The sequence below is a fragment of the Roseospira marina genome, from assembly GCF_014197855.1.
In the GTDB taxonomy this organism is placed as follows: Bacteria; Pseudomonadota; Alphaproteobacteria; order Rhodospirillales; family Rhodospirillaceae; genus Rhodospira; species Rhodospira marina.
Map to the genome: position 1 here is coordinate 381253 of NZ_JACIGJ010000001.1, position 21487 is coordinate 402739.

Here is a 21487-nt window from a genome sequence, read left to right on the forward strand (position 1 = left end):
TCCTTGATAAGCCGGTGCTGTGCAGGTTCGAGCGGAGGTCAGCCCTTGCCGGCGAGCCGCTTCATGCGAGCGCGGAAGCGGGTGGCCCAGCCGTCGCGCGTCATTTGCGGCGCGCGGGTTAGGGCGAGGGCTTCGGCCGGGACGGTTTGGCTGATGGCGCTGCCGGCGCCGATGATGGCGCCGTCGCCGATGGAGACCGGCGCCACGAGGGCGCTGTTGGAGCCGATGAAGGCGCCGGCCCCGATGTCGGTGTGGTACTTGCCGAAGCCATCGTAGTTGCAGGTGATGGTTCCGGCCCCGATGTTGGCGGCCGCGCCGACGCGGGCATCGCCGATGTAGCTGAGGTGGTTGACCTTGGCGCCGGCCTCGACGGTGGCCTTCTTGACCTCGACGAAGTTGCCGATGTGCGCGCCGGATCCGATCGACGCCGCCGGCCGCAGCCGGGCGTACGGGCCGACCTTGGCCGCGTCGGCGATGGTGCAGCCCTCGAAGTGGCAGAAGCCCTTGATCTCGACGCCATCGCCGACGGTGACGCTGGGGCCGAAGACGCAGAAGGGTCCCACCGTCACGTCGCGACCGAAGATCGTGTCCATGGATAGGAAGACGGTCGCGGGGTCGATCATGGTCACTCCACCGGCCAGGGCGGCGGCCCGCAGGCGGTCCTGCACCACCCGTTCGGCGGCGGCGAGCTGGCTCCGGTCGTTGATGCCCAGCATCTCGGCTTCGTCGCCTTCGACCACTGTGCAGCGGTGACCCTCGGCGCAAGCCAGGGCGACGAGGTCCGTCAGGTAGTACTCGCCCTTTGCGTTGGCGTTGCCGATCTGATCCATCAGGGGGAACAGCAACGCCCCGTCGACGGCCATGACCCCGGAGTTGCAAAGGTCGACGGCCTGTTGGTCCGTGGTGGCGTCCTTGTGCTCGACGATGGCCTCAAGGTCACCGTCGGTGCCGGTCACCAGGCGGCCATACCCGGTTGGATCGGCGGCGCGGAACCCAAGCACGACCACAGCGGCGTCGGCGCGCGCGGTCAGCATGGCGCGCAGCGTCTCGGGCCGGATCAGGGGCGTGTCGCCGTACAGGATCAGCACGGTGTCGGGCGGCGCGGGCAGGGCAGGGCGGGCCTGAAGGGCGGCGTGGGCGGTCCCCAGGCGTTCCGCCTGCACCACGGTGGGCCGTGGCGCGGCGATGGACTCGACCTCCTCCATCGCCGGTCCGACGACGACAACGGTATCCCGTGCTCCAAGCCCATCGAGGGCCGCGAGAACATGACCGAGCAGCGGGCGACCGGCCAGCTTGTGAGCAACCTTGGGCCGGGCCGATCGCATGCGCGTGCCCTCCCCGGCGGCGAGAACGATGGCGGCGAAATCGGTGTGGGTCATCATCGGGGACGCAGTATCATGGGTCTGTAGCGGTTGGGAATATCAGCCCTACCCGAAGTGGGCTAGCTTCGGCAAGGAGGCTGCCATACTCTCCGGGTTCATCCAAATCACACAGTTTTGCGGTTGGTTACAGCCGCCGCTTCGGATTCGAGGACCATCATGACATCCCTTCCATCCCTGCCGTCCGACCTGCCGTTCGAGGGGATCGTGTTCGATCTGGATGGCACGCTGATCGACAGCGTGCCGGATCTCGCGCTCGCGTTGAACGCCTTGTTGCGGGAGGAGGGCCTGCCGCCGGTCGAACCCGCCCAGGTCCCCGGGTTCGTGGGACAGGGTGCGCGCATCCTGGTGGGCAAGGCCATGACGGCAGTGGGCCGGCCGGTCGCGGACGAGGGCGCCGGGGCGGCCGAGCTGGACCGGCTGCATGACCGGTTCGTGGCACTCTACGAGGCGAAGCCGGTCGAAGGGACGCGGCCATACGACGGCGCCGAAGCGTTCCTGCGCGCCCTGCACGCGCGGGGTGTTCGGCTTGGCGTGTGTACCAACAAGCCGCATGGGGCGACCCTAGGCGTGCTGGAGGCGTTGGGTTTGGCCGCTCTGTTCGACGCCGTTGTGGGCGCCGGGCTGATCCCGGAACGCAAGCCGGATCCGGCCCCGCTGCGGTTGGCGTTGGAGCGCATGGGGATCGCGCCGGAGCAGGCTGTGATGGTCGGCGACACGCCGTACGACGTCGGGGCCGCGCGGGCGGCCGGGGTGCGGACGATCCTGGTGGATTTCGGCTACAGCCCGGTTCCGCCGGCCGAGGTCGGCGCCGACATCCTGGTCTCGTCGTACGCCGAAATGCCCGCCGCCCTCGCGCGTTTGCGGTCGGTCACAAAACCGGCTTGACGACCCGGCGTGGGGGGGCTATAAGCCGCCCTCCACACCGGACGGCGGCCTTCGCCGCTGCTTCCACGGGACGGGCGCGTAGCTCAGCGGGAGAGCACTCGCTTCACACGCGAGGGGTCGCTGGTTCAATCCCAGCCGCGCCCACCATACCCCCCCACATCGCCGATATTCCGTCATGCAGGGCCGAGCAATCTCGGTCACGGGGGCCATGGTCATCCGGTTCGGCTCACGTCGCGGCCGCGCATTCGTCTCGGCGCGGCCTGTGTGGTGTGATTTCTGTGTGCTGCGGTCGGTGGACTGCGGTCTTGGTCGGGCGACACGATCGCCGCCCGGCCTCGACGCGGGATCCCAAAGCGTTTACGCCAGCAGGGTGTCCGATACCCGCACGGCGACCGGCAGTTCTTCCAGAAGCAGGGCCGCCGGCAGTGTGCCGTCGGTTTCAGCGCTTAGCGGCGGGGCGGTCGGGCGTCCGAGCACATCGCACAGGCCGCGCGTCGCCCAGGGGGCATCGGCCGGCAACTGGACCGCCGTATCGGCCCAGCCGCGCGGCAGCGGCAGCCCGTCCCGTTCGTCCATCAACGGCCAGACCAGTCGAGGGACCACCACGACGACGGCCTGGTCGCCGTCGGTCGACACCCGGGCAAAGGCAATCAGGCGGTCGGCGTGACACCCGACGGTCTCCAGCGGTACATAATCCCCAAAGGCGAAGAGGTTCGGGTTGCTCGTCCGCAGGTCCAGAAGTGCCGCAATCAGCGCCTGCTTGACCCGGCCGTCCCGCCAGGTCTCCATACGCTCCGACGGCCGAGCGCCTTCGGCGAGCCAGCGGGCCCGCGCGACGAAGTCCACGGGCCGGCGGTTGTCGGGATCGACCAGACTGAAATCCCAAAGGTCGGTGCCCTGGTACAGATCGGGGACGCCCGGGACGGTCAGTCTCAGCGTCGTCTGGGCCAGGGCGTTCACGATGCCCGCCGGGGCGAGCCGGGCAACAAACGCCGCCATATCGGCCACGAAGGCGCCCCCTACATTGGCGGACAGGACACCGCGAACGAACCCCTCCACTCCGGCCTCATACTCCGGATCCTGGGCAGTCCAGGCGGTGTCACGCTTGGCCTCCCGGGCGGCCTTCTGCATGTAGGCGACCATCCGCTCCGTGATGTCGGCCAGGGCCTCCGACGGCGGGGCGGCCACGGTCCCGTCCTCGTCGGGGATCGCGAGGTCCAGCGGCCAGATGCCGAGAAGCGTCTGGTAGAACAGGTATTCGTCGTTGGCTGAGGGCGCGCGCCGTCCATCCGGCAGTTCACTGGCGCGGCGTTGATTAAGATCGCGCCACCGCCGCACCCGCTCGAGCCAGACCTCCGGCGCCTCGGACAGAAGGGCTAGACGCACCCGCATGTCTTCCCCGCGCTTGTGGTCGTGAGTCGCGGTCGCGAGCAGGGTGAAGGGCCACTTTTCGAGCCGGGTCTGACAGGCGTGATGGAACGCGGTGACGGACAGGCCGAACCGTTCCGGCTCTCCCCCCACCTCGTTCAGGGCCGTGAGCCGGACATAGCGATAGAATGCGGTGTCCTCCATGGCCTTGGCCATCACGGGGCTGGTCAACTGCTGCACCCGCATAGCCACGTCGATGACCGTGTCCGCGTCGTGACCCCTGTCGGCCAACGCAAGATCCCCAGTCAGGACATCATAGAGGAAATCGTACACGGAGACGTCGGGTGTCCGCGCCCTCTTGCGCGCCAAGCCAACGGCCCATTGCAGATCGCGCCGGTCTTGGTCGTCTATCCGCGCGGCGGTCGGATCGGCGCCGTCGCCTTCCAACTCTCCCACGGCCGCCAAGGCCCGGGGGCTGACGTAGGTTCGATAGACCGGGAAATGCGCGATGACGTCGATCAGGGCCGCCCGCAGCGCCATGCGGGAGTAGTCCCTGGTCGCCCGGGACTGTTTCGCCAATCGATTTAGGCGGTTGGCCATCACGCCGACTTCGCTGGCGAGGGATTCCTCCATCACCTGTCGCTTGGCGGCCAGCACATCGTCTTCGTAGGGTCGTATGGGACCAGCGGCCTGCGCATAAGCGTCGTTCAGCGGGCCTTCCCCGGCCGGATCAATGAACAGGCCGAGCGCCTGATTCATGAACTCGTACCCCGTGGATCCGGCGATCGGCCACGACTCTCGCAGCCGCTCATGAGGGGCCAGGATCTTTTCGACAATCACGTAAAAGGGCTGGTCCGGCCCGAACGGCGAGGCGTCCGCCTCCATATCCGCCGGGTTTGGCGCCGTCACCGGCGGGATATGGCCGGCTGCCCTGCCGCGTGCCTCGGCCGCGCAGGCGTCCGCTTGAAGGCGCTGGAAATAGACTTGAGGATCCAGCAGCCCATCGACATGATCCAGACGAATGCCCTGTACCCGACCCTCGGCGATCAGGTCGAACAGCAGCTTGTGCGCGGTCTCGAACAGGTCGGTCCGCTCCATGCGTAGGGCGGCTAGATCGTTGATCTCAAAAAAGCGGCGATAGTTGATCTCATGCGCGGCCACCCGCCAGAACGCCGGGCGGTAGTTCTGGCGCTCGATCAGGGCGTTCAGGGGATCGAACGAGGACGCTTGGCCCGGTGTCCCCGTGAAGGCGGCTTCCGCCGCCGCGGCGGCGGCGCGCGCCTCGGCGCTGCTCTCCAGCAACTCCGCCAGCCGGCGCTTGATGACGGCGGCGACGCGGCGCCGGCCGACGGTATCCGAGTCATGCCGGTCGGACAGACGCAGGGAGTCCGCACCGGCAATGACGAGGGCCAGCACACCGTCTTCATCGCGGTCCGGCGTCACCCCTTGGCGCAGGATGTCGCCATAGTCGTGCGTGCGAATGGGAAAAGCGTGCTCGTAGTACCGGACGACAAAACCGCTCAACTCCGCATCGTAGCGCAACGTCAGCTCGCCGCGCTCCAGAATGGCGCCATAGTGGTCGCCCAGGACGGGGAGCAGGATCTTGCCGTGGAGCGACGGTTCCGCCGGCTCCCAGTCGATGTCGAACCAGTCAGCGTGCGGGCTGTCGCGCCCCCACTCCAGAACATCCCGCCACCAGCGGTTCTCCCCGACTCCGATGCCCATGTGGTTCGGTACGATGTCGAGAATCAGGCCCATGCCATGCACTTGCACAGCGTCGCTGAAGCGGCGGAAACCGGGCTCTCCACCCAGATCGGGATTGATGCGGCTGTGGTCGATGATGTCGTAACCGTGCTGGGAGCCGGCCCGCGCCATCATGATCGGCGACAGATAAACGTGGCTGATGCCCAACGCGGACAGCGTGGGAACAATGGCCGTCGCGGCATCGAAGCCGAAGTCCGGCGTCATCTGAAGACGCACGGTTGCGCGCGGCCACGTCGGCGGGCCATTGACGCCAACGGCAGAGGAAGGGACGGCAGGCGGCATGGCGTCGGGTCCTTTCCAGGGACGGTGGGCGCCACGCGGATGGGGCGTGCCACCCTGCGGCACGCCACCGTGTGCCGCGGGGCGGCACGGCCCGGTTCGTTGCCGAACCGGATCGTGCGAAGGTCAGATCGCCAGGACGGCGAACAGAGCAATCACTGAGAACAGACCGGCGAACCCGTATACACCCATGGCGATGGTTCCGTCACTGCGGATACCGAAGTCATGGGCGGTGACGCGCAACCGGTGCGCGGCGTGCCACAGCGTGAGGATCACGACGCCGAGCAGCACCACCTTGACGATCCAGTTGCCAAGGAAGGCGGTCATCCGCTCATACGACATCGCGTCCTCGCCGAACACGCCGAGCGGGACGAGAAGGCCCGTCACCAGGATCATCGCCGGCACGACGAAGGCCGAGATCGTGCCACCAGCGGCGAAAAGACCCCAGACGATGGGCTTGTTGGATTTGGCCATCTCACAGAACTCCCATCAGCACGATGATCACCAGCGATGCGGCACCCCACAGACCGTAGTGCGCGCCGACGATGGTCTTGCCGGGCACGAACCCGTCGCCCTGCGGGATACGCATGGCCTTCGGCGTCACGTTGAACCAGCTCGTCGCGTGATAGCAGGCGAAGCCGAACGCGATCAGATGAAACAGGATCGCCACCGGCGAGGACAGCCCGGCCAGATAGGACTGCCACGCCTCCGGGCCCTGCATCAGGCGCACAAGCCCGATGACCAGACCGGCCATGTAGAGCGCCAGGAACACGCAGGTGACCTCGCGCGCCATGTAACGCATATAGCGCCCGTTCCGCATGTACCAAGTGGTCTTCGGAACCTCGCGCACATAGGGTTTCCGGCTCATTTGGCCCTCCACGGCATCAGGTGCTCAAGGTACCAGTCCACGGTGCTGGCGATTTTCATCTGCTGGATGGCGCCAGCGGGATCGACGTCCTTCGGGCAGACCTCGGAGCAGGCACCGACGAAGGAGCATTCCCACACGCCTTCATGCTGCGCCACCACTTCCTGACGCTGCGAACGGCCACCGTCGCGGGAGTCGAGGTTGTAGCGGTGCGTCAGGGCGAGAGCGGCCGGACCGATGAAGTCGTCGTTCAGGCCGTACTGGGGGCAGGCCGCGTAGCACAACATGCAATTGATGCACATGGTGTACTGCTTGAAGTTCTTGAGCTGGCGCGGTGTCTGTTTGTACTCGCCTTCTTCGACCGGCTTTTCCTTCTTCGGGATGATGTACGGCTTGACCGACTGCAGTTTGCCCATGAAGTCGTCGAGCACCACGACCAGATCCCGCTCGATCGGGAAGTGGCTGAGGGGTTCGACCCGGATCTTGCTGCCCTTGTAGTCGCGCAGGAACGCCTTGCACGACAGCGTCGGCTCGCCATTGACCATCATGCCGCAACTGCCGCACACGGCCATGTGACAGGACCAGCGGTAGCTCAGCGACGTGTCGAGGTGATCCTTGATGTAATTGATGGCATCCAGGACCACCCAGTCTTCCTGACACGGAACGCTGTAGGTCTGGACCCAGGGCTTGTCGTCGGTCTCCGGATTGTAGCGGAGCACCTCGAAGGTGATTTGCCTCTCGCTCATGACTTCGCTCCCGAGTAATCGCGAACCCCGGGCTGGGATTTGGTGATGACGACATCCAGGTAGTCGATCCGGGGAGCCTCCTCGCCTTGATAGTGCGCCATCGAGTGCTTCAGATAGGTCTTATCGTCGCGGTCGACGTAATCCAGGCGCTGGTGCGATCCGCGCGATTCCTTGCGGTTCAGGGCGCTCAGCGCCACCGCCTCGGCGACGTCCAGCATGCTGCCCAACTCAAGGGCTGCGGTCAGCTCGGTGTTGAACACCTTGCTCTTGTCCTTCAGCGCGATCCCCGTCTGGCGCGCCCGCAGGGAGGCCACCTTCGCGGTGGTTTCCTTCAGCGGCTCTTCCTCTCGGTAGATGCCAGCGCCTTCTTCCATGGTGTGCTGCATCTCGTCGCGAATGCCGGAGATGGTTTCGCCGCCGTCCGCGCGATCGAACAGGGCCTGAATGCGCGCCTGGGCGGCGGCGGCCTGACGACCGGCTTCGGCCGTGTCCACCGTCGGCTTGCTGTCGCCGCGCACGTAGGCCAAGGCGCTTTCGCCGGCCCGGCGCCCGAACACGAGCAGCTCGGTCAGCGAGTTGGACCCCAGACGGTTCGCCCCGTTGATGCTGACGCAGGCGCATTCACCCGCCGCGAACAGGCCCGGCAAGGGCGTCGCCGCGTTGATGTCGGTGTGAATGCCGCCCATCATGTAGTGCACGACCGGGCGGATAGGCACCATGTCGGTGACCATGTCCACGCCGGAGTAGCTCTTGGCGAGATCACGCACGAACGGCAGACGCTCGTTGATCTTGGCCTCGCCCAGGTGGCGCAAATCCAGGTACACGCAATCGCCCCACTTGGTCGGGATCGTGTTGCCCTTTTTCTGCTCCTGCCAGAACGCCTGGCTCAGCCGGTCGCGCGGCCCCAGTTCCATGGTCTTGAGCACTGGCTCGCCGAGCGGTGTTTCCGGGCCCATGCCGTAGTCCTGAAGGTAGCGGTAGCCGTCCTTGTTGCGCAGCACGCCACCCTCGCCACGGCAGCCCTCGGTCAGCAGAATGCCGGTCGAGGGAAGGCCGGTCGGATGGTACTGGACGAATTCCATGTCCTTCAGCGGCACGCCAGCGCGATAGGCGAGGGCCATGCCGTCGCCGGTCTTGATGGCGCCGTTGGTCGTGAACGGGAAGATGCGGCCCGCGCCGCCAGAGCAGATGATGACCGCCGGGGCCTGGAACTGGATCATCTCGCCGCTGCGCATCTCGATGGCGCAGCAGCCCTGCACACGGCCATCAGCGACGATCAGATCGGTCGTGAACACCTCGTCGAAGCGGCGGATCGATTCATACTTCAGCGAGGTCTGGAACAGCGTGTGCAGGAGGTGGAAGCCGGTCTTGTCGGCGGCGAACCACGTGCGCTTGATCTTCATGCCGCCGAACGGGCGAACGCCGACCGAGCCGTCTTTCTCGCGGCTCCAGGGGCAACCCCAGTGTTCAAGCTGGGTCAGTTCCTTGGGCGCTTGGTCGATGAAGTACTCAACGGCATCCTGGTCGCACAACCAGTCGCCACCGCCAACGGTGTCGCCGAAGTGCAGATCCATGCTGTCATCGCCCTTGATGACGCCGGCTGCGCCGCCTTCGGCCGCGCAAGTATGGCTCCGCATTGGGTAGACTTTGGACAAAAGGGCTATGCGTAGGCCGGGATCGGTCTCCGCCAGAGCGATCGCGGCGCGCAGCCCCGCGCCGCCGGCGCCGATAATCACGACATCGGACTGGATGGTTTCCATAAGGCGGACTCCACGGTAATAGGATCGGCCCATCGGGCCGTCACCTCGGGAGGGGGCATCGGGGTCCGAACGCTACCAGATTTAATCGGGACCGCGTAAGGCGGTTCTGGGCTCATAAGAATGAAAGTTCGACGCGGAGGCGTCGAGAGAAACCCGCGCCACAAGCGGTAGGTGGTCCGAGGCCATCCGCGCCAGGGGGCCGCGCCATGCGTAGACCTCGTCAAGCGTGGCGCCCGGCCCCGGCCACACTTTGTCCAGCGGCAGAATCGGTGCGGGCGCCGGCCAGGTGCGGCGCCAGGGCGGACGGTGTTCCATGAGCTGGACAATGGGCCGATAGGTATGCGACGGCGGCCACATATCGTTGAAATCCCCCAGGACGATCGTACTCCGGGGTGCGGAGTCGCACGCCTGATCGGGATGGGAGACCTCCAGGAAACGGGCCAGTCGGGCGGCCTGCCAAGCGCGCTCCGGTCCGTTGAGGCCGAAATGGGTGATGGCCACGCGCACCGTGCCACCGGGGGTCGCGATCAGGGCATCGATGGCGCCGCGCGGTTCATGGACACCGTCGGACAGGTTCAGGCGCCGGGCGGCGCGGATCGGATGGCGGCTGAGCAGGGCGTTGCCGTACCGCCGTCCGGCGCGCATGAGGTTCGCGCCGGCGCGCGCCTCGTACCCCAGGGCGTGCGCGAACACCGCCAATTGGTCGGTGCCCAGGGCATCGCCGCCGGACGCCACGGGCAGGACCGTCATGACGTCCAGGGCCGCGTCGGCGCCCAACACCTCCTGCAGGCCTATGATATCCGCGTCCAGGGCGCCGAGAACGTGCGCCACCCGGCCGACGTCATGGCGCCGGTCCATGCCCACGCAGCCATGCACGTTGTAGGTTACGATGGTTAACGGCGGCGAGACCGTCACGCGCCGGCCCCTCCTTCGTCGTCGAGGGCTTTCGGCCGCCCGCGGGCGGCTACCCGTGAGAACCAGCGGAACCCGAGCACCAGCGCGGCCAGACCCAGCAGAATGAGCAGCACCTCCGTCCAGCTCGCCGCCTGGATGAGCTGGCCGAGGCCGGCGCCGAACAGGCTAAGCACCGCGATGCCCGGCAACTGGCCGATCAGTGTGCCCAGCAGATAGGTCCGCCAGGTGATGCCGGCGGCACCGCACGCGAGATTGACCACCATGAACAGCAACACCGGGACGACCCGGAAGAAAATCACCGTCTTCAGCGCGTGGTTGCGAACCGCCTCGACCAAGGTCCTGGCCTTGGGGAATTTCTCGGTCAGGGTGTCGAGGCCGTTCTTGGCCAGCAGACGCCCGAGTCCGAAGCCGATCGCCGCCGTGATAAGGGTGCCGATCGTGTTGTAGATCATGCCCTCGATTGGTCCGAAGACCAGCGCGTTGGCGATCATCAGCGGCAGGATCGGCGCCATGACCAGGGAGCCGAGCGCGACAAAGCCGATGCCGCCCAGCGGCGCCAGGGGATGGCCGCGCACGCCTTCGATCCAAGCCGCGGCCCGCTCGACGGTCAGCGGCCCGTCCAGGGGCACGAACCGCCATGCGATCAGGAGGGCCAAGCCCAGGCCGGCCAGAATCAGAATCCGGCGGTAGGGGTGACGCGCGCCCTTCGATTCCGCGATATCCCCGAGGTCCGGTAGGAAGACGGCTCGCAAATCCTTGGCGTCCACCGGCGCTTCGAAGTCGCCGGGGACGGGCGAGGGCATGGACTCGACCAAATCGTCCGGGGCGTCGCCGCTCTCCACAGGCTCCAGGTCGCGCACGGCCGGATCCCCGTAGCGGTCAAGCACCGACCGCAGTGAGCCGGTCTCGTGCAGGGTGGCGCGCACCTGATCCGGTGTCGCGGCCAAGTGCTCGCCCAGCAGGGTGCATAGGATGAACGCGATCAGGTGTCGGACATCGTCGCCGCGCGCCGTGCCGGTGACCGGATCCACCAAACCCGGTTCGAGGTGATAATCAAGCTCGGTATCCAGACCCATCGACCGGTTGTTCAAATTCGCGGAACCATGGCGAAGCGCGATGTCATCCACGATCATCAGTTTCGTGTGAATCTTCAGCTTGCCCGGCCCGCGCCCTTCCAGAACCGGCGTGACCACCCTTAGCCGCCCGTAGTGGTCGGCGTTCTTGAGGACGCGCAGCAGGCGTTCCCGGCCCACGCCCATGGTCGCGGTTTCCAGCCATCCGTCCCAAATGCGGGGAATCACCGCCACGACCTCCGGGCCGTCCGGCTCTGCCAGGCGCTCGGCCAGAAGGTCCGCGACCAGCCGGGACGTCAGGTACTGGTCCTCCATGTAGATCCAATGGCGCGCGGCGCGGATATCCGCTTCGATCAGGGCGGCGATTTCGCTTACGGGCGCCGTCATTTCGTCGCCGGGGGCGGTGCGGGCCAGCGCCAGCGGGAGCGCGTCGATGTCGGGCGCCCAACCCTCCGGCCAGGCCGAGGGCAGAAACGGCGTGGGCTTCGGCGGTTCGGCCTCTCCGGTGACGCGCGCCCAGCGGGCGCGGAGCATCGCGCCCAGCTCGCCCGCGACCGGTCCCTCCATCATCGCCTGCATGTCGTGAAACGCGGGGTAGGGTTCGCCACTGGTCGGCAAGCGCCGCCGGGTATCGTCCATATAATGCGAGGAGGTGTCCCAGCGCGCCGGGGCCAGATCCAGCCCGCCCATGAACGCCAGCCGATCGTCGATCACGACGACTTTCTCATGGTGCGCCCCCTCCACCGGCCCCGTGCCGTCCAGGCGCAGGGTCATGCGGGGGTTGGGATTCCAGTTCTGTCGCCATGCCGGCAACAGCTCCCGATCCGAGGCATAGAGCACCGGGAAGTCCCAGAGCAGCACGCGCACGTGCAACGCGGGCCGCGCTTCCGTGAGCGCGCGCAGCAACTCCGCCAGACGCACGGGCCATCCGTCGTCCGGCGGCGGAGCTTCTGGGTCGACCAGAGGAATCGTGCTGGAAATGTCCCAGGCTGAGATCAGAACCTGTTCGCGGGCCGCGATCAGGACCTGCCGCAGGGCGGCAAAGTAGGCGGCGCCGTCGACCAGGAAACGGAAGCGATCGGCCCGCGTGATCTTCCAGCACGTGGTTCCGGGGTGGGCCAGGGGGGGCGGCAGATCGGCGAAGGATTCAACGGATCCACCGCCCGGCCCGGCAATCTGTTCGGGTGTATCAGGCGTCATAGGCCTGACATAGGGTGTCGTGTGCCGTCAGGCCACCCGCAGGCACGCGCCAGCGCAGCCGTCGCGGCGTTTTACTTCATCAAGCATGGCGATCGACGGGCGTGGCGCCGGCAGGGTTCGGCCATCGCGCGCCAGCGCGGACAAGGCCTTGGAGGCCTCGTTCACGGCATCGTCCACGGTCGGGCCAACGGCACTGCATCCGGCAACGCCGACGACGTCGGCGTGGTATCCGTCCGCGTGATGGGAAACAACGACAATATGTCCTTTCATGACGGACATCCTCCGTACAAGAAATCAGCAATCAAAGGCAGGGGGCGCTCGCGAAAACCGCCCGATCCCCCAGTGATGATCTCACAATTCGGCGAGATCATCGGCTCGCGATCCTTTGGAGCACATCGGCTCCACACTGGGACCGCCTGATGCGGCAATGTCCAGCGCAAACTGGATCGGTGCTGGAACCATACGGATCGAGCCTGGAAACGCAACCCTGAAATTGAGAAAAAAATTTGAAACACGGTTGGAAAAATTGTTTCATCACAGTGAAATATAAGTCTTTAGCGACAGGAAATAAATTTTACTTCACTTTATTTGCTTTACAGCAAAACACGAACGTTACCGCGTGCAGGGTTGACAACTGCTGAGCTGAGCGTATTGTTCTGTCCATCCAAGCGCGACGCCCGCCGAACTCGATATGGGTGTCGCACGTTGGGGCCCGGCCGACGCTCAAGGCGTTCGGGGTCCGGTGTCAGCGTCCTCTTGATCGGGGACCGACGGGGTTCGCGAATATAGTGCGACGACCGTCATATTACTGACACGAACACGCACAAGACCCGGGGCCGATCCGCGGCAACCGGGCGCCGTGCCACTCCTGGCTTGCCTCAAGATACGAGGGATCGACGATGACCGACGCATCTGTCTCCCCCATCCGGAGCACCACTCCGACCCCCACCACTCCGACGCCACCCGCCATCAAACTGCGCCGTCCGACGGGCGAGGACGGTGCCACGATCTGGCAACTGGCGCGCGACAGCGGGAAACTGGACTTAAATTCGCCCTATGCTTACATGATGATGAGCCACTTCTTTCCGGACACCTGCGTTGTTGCGGAAATCGACGGGGAGCCCGTGGGGTCCGTGGTCGGGTTCGCGCCGCCGGCGCGTCCGAACGCTTTGTTCGTCTGGCAGGTCACCACGACCGAGCGCGTGCGCGGCCAGGGCCTCGCCTCCCGCATGATCGAGCACCTGCTGTGGAATGCGCCGCTGAAAGGGCAGGCCCGCTGGCTGGAAGCGACCGTAACCCCCTCCAACGAACCGTCCGCGCGGCTGTTCAAGGGCATCGCACGGCGTCATGGCGTGGCCTGCGAGGTGGCGCCGTTGTTCGAGGAGGACTCGTTCCCGTGCCCGACTCAGACCGACGCGACGTTCGAACCTGAGCACCTGTTCCGGATCGGTCCGCTGCGGCAGGCGAAGGCGGCCTGAGCGCCCTCCGCCCGCCCCAGCGAATCCTCAGCGGTCCGCCGCCTCGTCACCCTTTTTTTTAACAGATACGAGATCTTGCAATGCCTTCAGAGACCCTGGACGTTATCGATCGCCATGAATCGGCCGTGCGGAGCTACGTGCGCGCATTCCCGGAGGTCTTCACGACCGCCAAGGGCCATGTGATGCGTGGGGAGAGCGGCCGGGAGTACATTGATTTCTTTGCGGGAGCCGGCGCTCTCAACTATGGCCACAACGACGATGGCATGAAGAGGGCGCTGCTGGACTACATCGCCAGCGATGGGGTGACGCATTCCCTGGATATGGCGACGACGGCCAAGGGCCGCTTTTTGGAACGCTTCCACGAGGTGATCCTGGCCCCGCGCGGCCTTGACCACCGTGTTCTGTTCCCGGGGCCGACCGGCACCAACGCCGTTGAAACCGCGCTGAAGCTGGCGCGAAAAGTGACCGGTCGCGAGAAGATCGTCAGCTTCACCAACGGATTCCACGGCATGACGCTGGGATCGCTGTCGGTGACCGGGAACGGCTTCAAGCGGGGCGGTGCCGGTCTTCCGCTCGACAACGCCGTGTTCATGCCGTTCGACGACTTCATGGGCGATGGGTTCGATGGTCTGTCGTACCTGGAGCACATGCTGTCGAACGGTGGCTCCGGGCTGGACCTGCCCGCGGGCGTCATCGTGGAGACGGTGCAGGGCGAGGGCGGCATCAACGCCGCGTCCTTCGACTGGCTGAAGCGGCTGAGCGATCTGTGTGCTCGGTGGGACCTGCCGCTGATCCTCGACGACATCCAGGCGGGCTGCGGCCGGACGGGAACGTTCTTCAGCTTCGAGCCGGCGGGTATCAAGCCGGACATCATTTGTCTGTCGAAGTCCCTGAGCGGTTATGGTCTGCCGATGTCGGTCGTGCTGGTGCGGCCGGACATGGATGTGTTCGGTCCGGGCGAGCACAATGGCACCTTCCGTGGAAACGCGCCCGCCTTCATCACCGCGACGGAAGCGCTGCGCTTCTGGACCGATGATACCTTGTCGCGTGCCGTCGAAAAGAAAGGCGCGATCATTGAGGCTGCGTTGACTGAAATGGCCGAGCGTCATCCCGAGCTTAAGCCGCAGGTGCGCGGGCGGGGCCTGATGCGCGGGCTGGCCCTCCACGTCAAGGGTGTGGCCGAGGCGGTCTGCGCCGAAGCCTTCCGCAACGGCGTCATTATGGAGACGTCGGGGCCGGACTCCGAGGTGGCCAAGCTGCTGCCGTCGCTCACCATTCCGGAGGAGGCGCTGCGCCAGGGCCTGGAGGTCATGGCCCAGGCGGTCGATACGGCGGCGGCGCAGCAGGCCAAGGGTGCGTCTCAGGCGGCTTGATCCGGACCCCCATGCGGCTCGACAGGGTCCCCGTTTCCCACGCGATGTCGTCGGGCGGACGGGGACCTTCTCCTTTTTTCGTCTTATGTTGAGGGAGCTTCTTCAACCATGATCGTAAAGAAACTCGAAGACCTGGTCGGAACGGCGGCGTCGGTGGACAACGGCAATTGGGTCAGCCGGCGTTTTTTGGCGCGCAAGGACGGGTGCGGGTTTTCCATGCATGACACCATCATCCGCGCCGGGACCGAGACGTACATTCACTACGCCAATCACCTGGAAGCGGTGTACTGCGTGGCCGGCAACGGTGAAATCGAGGACCTGGAAAGCGGCATCGTCCATCCGATCAAGGACGGCACGCTGTATTGCCTGAACGGGCACGAGCGCCACAAACTGCGCGGCGGCAGCGAAGACATGCGGATGGTGTGCGTGTTCACGCCGCCGCTGACCGGGCGTGAGGTCCATGACGAGAACGGCGTCTACCCGCTCCTGACGGACGACTGATCGCATAGCGGTGCTTGTTTAGGAAAGGACTGACTCCCGCCCCTCGGCGGAGGGCGCTGGTCGCGGTGTGCGGCCCGGCTTGAAGGCGTTCTCGGGGTGGGCGTCGGGACGGTATAAAAACGGTGAGGGGAAAGGGGCGCGCCGACGGGGGCGGAGGAGCCCGGCGGCGGGCCGAGACGGAGACGGCTCGTGCCGCCGCCCCAGAACGCTCATGCCACCGTTGAGGCGACATCGACCCTGACCAGTGTGTTCGTCGACGCGGCGCGGATTCCGGTCCGCGGAACCGAGGGGCCGGCAAAGGCGTGGATGTCATTCGCGCGCAATCGGCGTATGATCCGCGACCGTGGCGCGCCGTCGTGCATCACGCTTCGGATGCATCGCACCGTCTGTCTTTGGTTGATACAGGGCTCATTTCTGGGGCGGGGTGCGCCCCTGTCCGGCTGGATAGTGCCTTATGCTAACGCAAGGTTTTGACGCCGCCTGGGCGACCTACCTCGCCGCGGGTGCCTGGTTGCCTGCCGCGCCGCCCCCGGTCCGCCCTCGGCGCGTGCCTCATTTGGGTGCCGTTCTTGACACGGAAGACATCGCGGCCGTGGTCCTGGATGCCTACGGTGTTCTCCATACCGGGCTGCATCCGATCCCCGGCGCCGCCAACGCCATTGCCGACGCCCGGCGGCGCGGCCTCGCCCTTCGGATTCTCACCAACGACGTGACGCATGAGCCGGCCGGTGTCGCGGCCGGTTTGCGACGTCGGGGCCTGGACATCCGTCCGGACGAGGTCGTTTCGGGCCGCGACCTGTTGCCCGAAGCCCTCGCGGAAGTGGGCGACGGAGAGGGCTGGGGTGTCATCGCCATCCATCCAGACGAACTGGTGGTCCGCTACCCGCGCCTGACGGCGGTCGAGGGCCTGGCCACGGCGCCGCCCGAGACCTGGGATGACCTCCGTGGGGTCGTTTTGGTCGACTGTTTTCACTGGTCGACGGCGGATCTCGAGGGTTACCGCGCGCTGATGGCGCGTCGGCCGCGCCCGCTGATCATCCCCAACCCGGACGTGACCTGCCCCTACGAGGGGGCACTGACTCTGGAGCCCGGCGCCCTCGGATTGGAGGCGGCCCGGGATCATGGTGTGGCGATCCGCTTTTTGGGCAAGCCCTTCCCAGGCATCTATGCCCGCGTGAAGGCACAGTTTCCTGGCGTGTCGGCTGAGCGGCTGCTGATGGTCGGCGACAGCCCGCACACCGATATCCTGGGCGCGCGCGGGGCCGGACTGCGCTGTCTGTTGGTCGAAACCGGGCTGCTTCACGGCGAGGACCTGGACCGCCGGTTTGCCGAAAGCGGGCTTTGGCCGGATTTCGTGGCGCCCTCCATCGGAGTCACCGAAACGGTCGCTGTGTGACTGCACCAGTTCGAAAAGTACGGGAGGCGGTCTGATTTCGGGTCCGTTTCGATGTCGTCCATCTGCTAGACTTGCCGGGCGGCCCGCCCCTGTGGCTGGCCCTCAGCCCGGCTTCGAGGACGGCAGGAGGACGGACCCATGCGAACCGCTCCGGCGATGGCATTTGCGGCCGTCGCGCTGCTGATGACCGCAGGCCGCGCGTCGGCGCAATGGCCGGGCGAGGGGGACGGGGAGGGCGCCGCCGAGTCCGGTCGCGTACGGGCCGAACTCAACAAGGTCGAGGATATCGACGGCGCGTGCCGCAGTTTCTTCCTGTTCCGCAACCACACTCCGGTGACGTTGACCGGCTTCGAGATGTCGCTGGCGATTCTCGACACCGATGGGGTCATTGATCGCCTGCTCACCATCGACGCGGCCCCGCTGCCGGCCGGCCGAACGACTCTCAAGCTGTTTGATATCCCGGACGTCGCCTGCGCGGACATCGGCAAGATCATCCTTCACGACATGGGCGCATGTCAGGGCGACGACGGCACGACCCGCGATTGCTTCGCGTTGCTGGATGTCTCGTCCCGCGCCAGCATCGCCTTTGGTCTGTAGGGGGCGGCCCGCGCTGAAGCGGAAGGGGGTCTGCGATGAGCAAGCTGATGGAGCTTTTGGGGGGATGGCTGGAGGCGGGCGGTCCGATCATCGTGATCCTGGCGGCTCTGGCCCTGTCTTCCTTGGCGTTAATCGTGGGAAAGGCCTTCCAGCTTGCCGGAACCCTGAACGGCCAAGCGCGACGCGAGGCCGCCGTCGAGGCATGGCGCGCCGGTGATCAGGAGACGACGACCGAGGCCCTCGCGGACGGTCGGCGGCCGGCAGACCGGGTGCTGGCCACCGCGATGGCTGGCCTGGATGCGGGGCTCGACCGGGATGCTGTGCGGGAGGATGTGGAGCGGCACGGAAACGCGGAACTGGAACACCTCCGCCGTCATCTGCGGACGCTGGAGGTCATCGCGACGGTCAGTCCGCTGTTGGGTCTGCTTGGGACCGTGCTCGGGCTGATCCAGTCCTTGCAGGGCCTCGAAATGGCCGGCGGGTCGGCCAACGCATCGGTTCTGGCCGGCGGCATCTGGCAGGCGCTGCTGACGACGGCGGTGGGCCTTCTGGTTGCGATTCCGGCGGCCATCGCGGCGAGCCTGATGGCCGCCCGTGTCGATCACGTGGGGCACGGCATCGAAGATAGTGTGGCCCGGCTGATGGTGGCCGCCCGCGACATACCTGGGCGGCGGGCCCAGTCATGACGGTCCGGCTGGTTCGAACGCCGCGCCGGGGCGCCCTGATCGCGCTCACGCCGCTGCTCGACGTGATGGTGATCCTGCTGATGTTTTTCATGGTCACGGTGTCTTATCTCGACCTGGACGTGATCCCGATGGTCGATCATGGAACGGCGCCGGATCAGGAGCGGGCCGTGGCCGGTTCAGCGGCCGGCTGCGCCGGCGTGGAGCGGCGGAGCCGATAGCACGGCACGCTCGATGATCGCTCCCTTGGCGCCATCCAGACCTGCGTGGGGCCCGGCCCGGCATCGGCGGGCGCGGGCGTGTCGGTTCGGGACGGTGTGGCGGCGCCCATTCGATCCAAACCGCGACTTCTTCGTCCTGCCGCAACCGCAGGGTACTGTCGTGCAGGTCCTTGATGGCCTCGCATTGTCGCGCAGTCGGAGGGCCGGAATGACGGTCCGCTCGTCATGGGACAGGCCACCCAGGCCGGTGTTGCCGGTTTCGTCGGTGGGGACATCGTGCGGCTTGGGATCGAAACACCGGACTATCCGGCCTGGATCCAGCTCGACTACTTCGACGGTGCCGGATAAATTTGCGGCATGAAATACACCAAGAGTTTAACGGAGAGCGGGAATACCTTTTTATATAGATGGGCGCGCCTTAATGGGAACAATGATAAGAACGTAAAACTTGATGTTGTGTTTGTGTCACGACTATCCGTGATATTCACTTGTCCTTACGTCATAAAAATGTAAGGAGATACGCCATATGGGGGCATTGGCGAGTCAGGTGAGGTGGACGGATTATGTCGCTAAAAAACATAAGAATCGGCATTAAGATTTGGCTTCCGCTTATCCTGGCCTCCGTTGGCCTCGTTACCGTATCGATATTTGCGACATCTCTTGTTCACGCCGAGTTGATGCATGAACGTATCGTGCAAGTGCGCGGTATGGCCGAAGGGGCGCAATCGATCGTGGAAACGTATTACTCCCGTGCGAGGGCTGGGGAGTTTTCCATGGCTGAGGCGAAGACACGCGCGCGCGACGCAATTCGCTCCATTCGGTACTCAAACGGGGCCGAATATTTGTTCGTTTTTGACTTCGATGGTGTGAATCAGGTCATGGGGCCGCGGCCCGAGTGGGAGGGAACGCGCAAGCTCGATCTTAAAGACGCCGAAGGAAAGCCCTTTATAGTTGATTTGATCGACGCGGCCCGGCGCGGGGGCGGCACCGTGGACTACGTGTTTCCCCGCGCTGGCACGACCACACCGGAGCCCAAAGTCTCCTGGGCTGCCAACTTCGCGCCGTGGCAGTGGATGATCGGCACCGGCGTGTATGTCAGCGATGTGGACCACGCCGCGTGGGGTGCAACCCTGAAACTTTTTTCCGTTGTGGCGGTCGTCCTGTTTGTCGCGGCGATGGTCGCTATTCTGGTCATCCGGGGCATCACCCGCCCCCTGGCGGACCTGACGGCCACGATGACTGAGTTGGCCGGTGGGAACCTGGATGTGGATATCCCGGACACGGCGCGGCGCGACGAGATCGGCACCATGGCCGATTCGGTGCAGGTCTTTCAGGACAACGCCCGAGAGGTCGCGCGGCTTCAGGCCGAGCAGGCAGCGGAGCAACGGCGTGCGGCGCGCCGGGTGCGGTGTGAAATGTTGGCCATGACCAACGCCCTGGATGAGGAAGTGCAAAGCGCGATGGCGCGCGTTTTGGAACAGGCCGATGCCATGTCGAATGCGGCTAGGGCCATGGCGGCGGCTGTTACGGAAACGGAGGAGGGTGCCGCCGCCGCCGCAAACGCGTCGCAGGGCGCGGCGACCAGCGTGGACGCGGTCGCGGCGGCCGCAGAAGAATTGACCTACTCCATCACCGAGATCAGCACTCAGGTGACCGGTGCCGTCGAGGTGGCCGGGCGGGCCGCCACGCAGGCAGAGGTGACCAACACCCATGTGGCCGGGCTGGCCTCGGCGGCCGACGCCATCGGGACCGTGGTGAACCTCATTAGCGATGTGGCAAAGCAGACCAATCTTCTGGCCCTGAATGCCTCCATTGAGGCGGCGCGGGCCGGCGAGGCGGGGAAGGGCTTCGCGGTGGTCGCGAACGAAGTCAAGACGCTCGCCAATCAGACGGCCAGTGCCACCGAGGATATTGCCCGCCAGATCGAGGGGATCCAAACGGCCACACGCTCGGCCGTCGACTCGATCCGTACGTTTGGCGCGGTGATCGATCAGCTTAACGAAACCTCCGCCGCCATCTCGGCCGCCGTCGAGGAACAGAGCGCCGCCACCGGCGAAATTAGCCAAAACGCCCACCGCGCCTCCGAGGGGACGCAACATGCGACGGCGGGGATCGCCGCCGTGTCCACCAGCAGCCGCCGGACGGGGGAGCAGGCGCGCTCCGTTCAGGAGTCGTCGGAGGACGTGCGTGCGCGTGTGCGGCAGATGCGCCAGGCGCTCGAAACCATCATGCGGTCGGGCAAGGACGCCGACCGCGACGCCAACCGCTTGCGCCGAATCGATGTTCCGGTCACCTTGGCGAGACGTGGCGGCGCGGCGTCCGTCTCCTGCACCCTGCGCAGCCTGGCCTGTGCTGGGGTGGGGACTCTGGATGGCGCGGACCGTCTATCCCCGGGGGAGGCGTTCGACATCACGCTCCCTGAGGTGGGATCGCTAGCGGGCAGCATTGTGGCCCGGACAGACCTCGTCACCCACATCCGGCTTGACGTTGATGAGTCAATTGCGGACAACGTTGAAACGTTTGTCCGTCGCCGCGAGCAGGCTGGACGCGGTTGGGCGCGAGACAAATCGCAAGGATTCGCGCAATGCGAGACGCGCTAATATTGTGCTTATACTCGTGTTCGCGGTCCAAGACCAAAGGGCAAGGCCGTGCAGTATAATATCACCACCGAAGGCACCGCCACCGTGCTGCACTTGAGCGAGCAGCTCGTGGACGCGGATAGGGCTGCGTTCGATACTGTGCTGTCCCGTGTCCTGTCATCGCGACCGCCTCGTGTCATCGTCGACTTTTCGGGGCTTCACTATATGGACTCGGCGGGGCTTGGCCTGCTGTTGACTCTGCGGGAGCGGGCGCGCGCCGCTGGGGCCGAGGTTGTGTTGCGAAATCCGACGGGTGCTGTGCGCGACATGCTCCAATTGGCCCGGTTCGACACCTTGTTTTCGGTGGTCAACGCCTGAGGAGCCGTCCGACGTTACGTCTCGCATGTAACGGGCAGGCGCAT

General features: G+C 65.8%; 20 protein-coding genes and 1 tRNA gene. 12 read left to right on the plus strand and 9 right to left on the minus strand.

All coding sequences use genetic code 11. The features are described 5' to 3' along the window. Positions 1–38 precede the first annotated feature (38 nt). Positions 39–1379: a bifunctional UDP-N-acetylglucosamine diphosphorylase/glucosamine-1-phosphate N-acetyltransferase GlmU gene (glmU, locus tag GGD82_RS01800; protein ID WP_150060810.1), complete on the minus strand. Its 1341-nt coding sequence runs from the start codon at positions 1377–1379 to the stop codon at positions 39–41. 159 nt (positions 1380–1538) lie between these two features. Between glmU and gph the strand changes: the two genes are divergently transcribed. Continuing rightward, positions 1539–2267: a phosphoglycolate phosphatase gene (gph, locus tag GGD82_RS01805; RefSeq protein ID WP_150060477.1), complete on the plus strand. Its 729-nt coding sequence runs from the start codon at positions 1539–1541 to the stop codon at positions 2265–2267. A 72-nt stretch (positions 2268–2339) separates the two neighbouring features. Then, positions 2340–2414 (plus strand) — tRNA-Val (locus tag GGD82_RS01810). 210 nt (positions 2415–2624) lie between these two features. Here GGD82_RS01810 and treY read toward each other — a convergent pair. The 8 genes from treY to GGD82_RS01850 all read right to left on the minus strand — a co-directional run bounded on the left by treY (position 2625) and on the right by GGD82_RS01850 (position 12507). Continuing rightward, entirely contained in the window at positions 2625–5681 is a 3057-nt protein-coding gene (gene treY / locus GGD82_RS01815) for a malto-oligosyltrehalose synthase (RefSeq protein WP_150060476.1), read from the minus strand. A 123-nt stretch (positions 5682–5804) separates the two neighbouring features. Continuing rightward, on the minus strand, positions 5805–6152 hold the full coding sequence (gene frdD, locus GGD82_RS01820) for a fumarate reductase subunit FrdD (protein ID WP_150060475.1): 348 nt from the start codon (positions 6150–6152) through the stop codon (positions 5805–5807). Between the two features lies 1 nt (position 6153). Further along, the gene (locus tag GGD82_RS01825; protein WP_150060474.1) at positions 6154–6546 is read right to left on the minus strand and encodes a fumarate reductase subunit C; all 393 of its coding nucleotides are present in this window, start codon (positions 6544–6546) and stop codon (positions 6154–6156) included. Then, positions 6543–7289: a succinate dehydrogenase/fumarate reductase iron-sulfur subunit gene (locus GGD82_RS01830; RefSeq protein WP_150060473.1), complete on the minus strand. Its 747-nt coding sequence runs from the start codon at positions 7287–7289 to the stop codon at positions 6543–6545. Before GGD82_RS01830 ends, GGD82_RS01825 begins: the two co-directional genes overlap by 4 nt. Next, complete coding sequence (frdA, locus tag GGD82_RS01835; protein ID WP_150060472.1) at positions 7286–9049, minus strand: fumarate reductase (quinol) flavoprotein subunit; 1764 nt, start codon at positions 9047–9049, stop codon at positions 7286–7288. Before frdA ends, GGD82_RS01830 begins: the two co-directional genes overlap by 4 nt. A gap of 81 nt (positions 9050–9130) precedes the next feature. Beyond that, the gene (locus GGD82_RS01840; RefSeq protein WP_150060471.1) at positions 9131–9964 is read right to left on the minus strand and encodes an endonuclease/exonuclease/phosphatase family protein; all 834 of its coding nucleotides are present in this window, start codon (positions 9962–9964) and stop codon (positions 9131–9133) included. After that, positions 9961–12237, minus strand: coding sequence for a VTT domain-containing protein (locus GGD82_RS01845; RefSeq protein ID WP_150060470.1), 2277 nt, complete (start codon positions 12235–12237; stop codon positions 9961–9963). The genes GGD82_RS01840 and GGD82_RS01845 overlap by 4 nt, the downstream gene beginning before the upstream one ends. Positions 12238–12264: 27 nt before the next feature. Beyond that, the gene (locus GGD82_RS01850) at positions 12265–12507 is read right to left on the minus strand and encodes a type II toxin-antitoxin system HicB family antitoxin (RefSeq protein WP_150060469.1); all 243 of its coding nucleotides are present in this window, start codon (positions 12505–12507) and stop codon (positions 12265–12267) included. A gap of 629 nt (positions 12508–13136) precedes the next feature. On the opposite strand from GGD82_RS01850, the gene ectA reads away from it, so the two are divergent. From ectA to GGD82_RS01895, 10 genes are all read left to right on the plus strand, one after another. After that, positions 13137–13715, plus strand: a complete 579-nt coding sequence (gene ectA / locus GGD82_RS01855) for a diaminobutyrate acetyltransferase (RefSeq protein WP_150060468.1) — start codon at positions 13137–13139, stop codon at positions 13713–13715. Positions 13716–13795: 80 nt separating this feature from the next. Then, entirely contained in the window at positions 13796–15088 is a 1293-nt protein-coding gene (ectB, locus tag GGD82_RS01860) for a diaminobutyrate--2-oxoglutarate transaminase (protein WP_150060467.1), read from the plus strand. A 108-nt stretch (positions 15089–15196) separates the two neighbouring features. Beyond that, on the plus strand, positions 15197–15589 hold the full coding sequence (locus GGD82_RS01865) for an ectoine synthase (protein WP_150060466.1): 393 nt from the start codon (positions 15197–15199) through the stop codon (positions 15587–15589). Between the two features lie 454 nt (positions 15590–16043). After that, on the plus strand, positions 16044–16985 hold the full coding sequence (locus GGD82_RS01870) for an HAD-IIA family hydrolase (protein WP_150060465.1): 942 nt from the start codon (positions 16044–16046) through the stop codon (positions 16983–16985). Between the two features lie 138 nt (positions 16986–17123). Then, positions 17124–17582, plus strand: a complete 459-nt coding sequence (locus GGD82_RS01875; protein ID WP_211364670.1) for a Tat pathway signal sequence domain protein — start codon at positions 17124–17126, stop codon at positions 17580–17582. Between the two features lie 35 nt (positions 17583–17617). Further along, on the plus strand, positions 17618–18268 hold the full coding sequence (locus tag GGD82_RS01880) for a MotA/TolQ/ExbB proton channel family protein (protein WP_211364669.1): 651 nt from the start codon (positions 17618–17620) through the stop codon (positions 18266–18268). Beyond that, the gene (locus GGD82_RS01885) at positions 18265–18486 is read left to right on the plus strand and encodes an ExbD/TolR family protein (protein ID WP_150060464.1); all 222 of its coding nucleotides are present in this window, start codon (positions 18265–18267) and stop codon (positions 18484–18486) included. The genes GGD82_RS01880 and GGD82_RS01885 overlap by 4 nt, the downstream gene beginning before the upstream one ends. Before the next feature lie 225 nt (positions 18487–18711). Next, a complete protein-coding gene (locus GGD82_RS20925) occupies positions 18712–18834 on the plus strand; it encodes a hypothetical protein (RefSeq protein WP_260178156.1) in 123 nt (40 codons plus the stop codon). A gap of 215 nt (positions 18835–19049) precedes the next feature. Further along, complete coding sequence (locus tag GGD82_RS01890; protein WP_150060463.1) at positions 19050–21086, plus strand: methyl-accepting chemotaxis protein; 2037 nt, start codon at positions 19050–19052, stop codon at positions 21084–21086. Between the two features lie 48 nt (positions 21087–21134). After that, positions 21135–21443 carry an STAS domain-containing protein gene (locus GGD82_RS01895; RefSeq protein WP_150060462.1) on the plus strand — a complete coding sequence of 103 codons (309 nt, stop codon included), beginning with the start codon at positions 21135–21137 and terminating at the stop codon, positions 21441–21443. Positions 21444–21487: the final 44 nt, after the last annotated feature.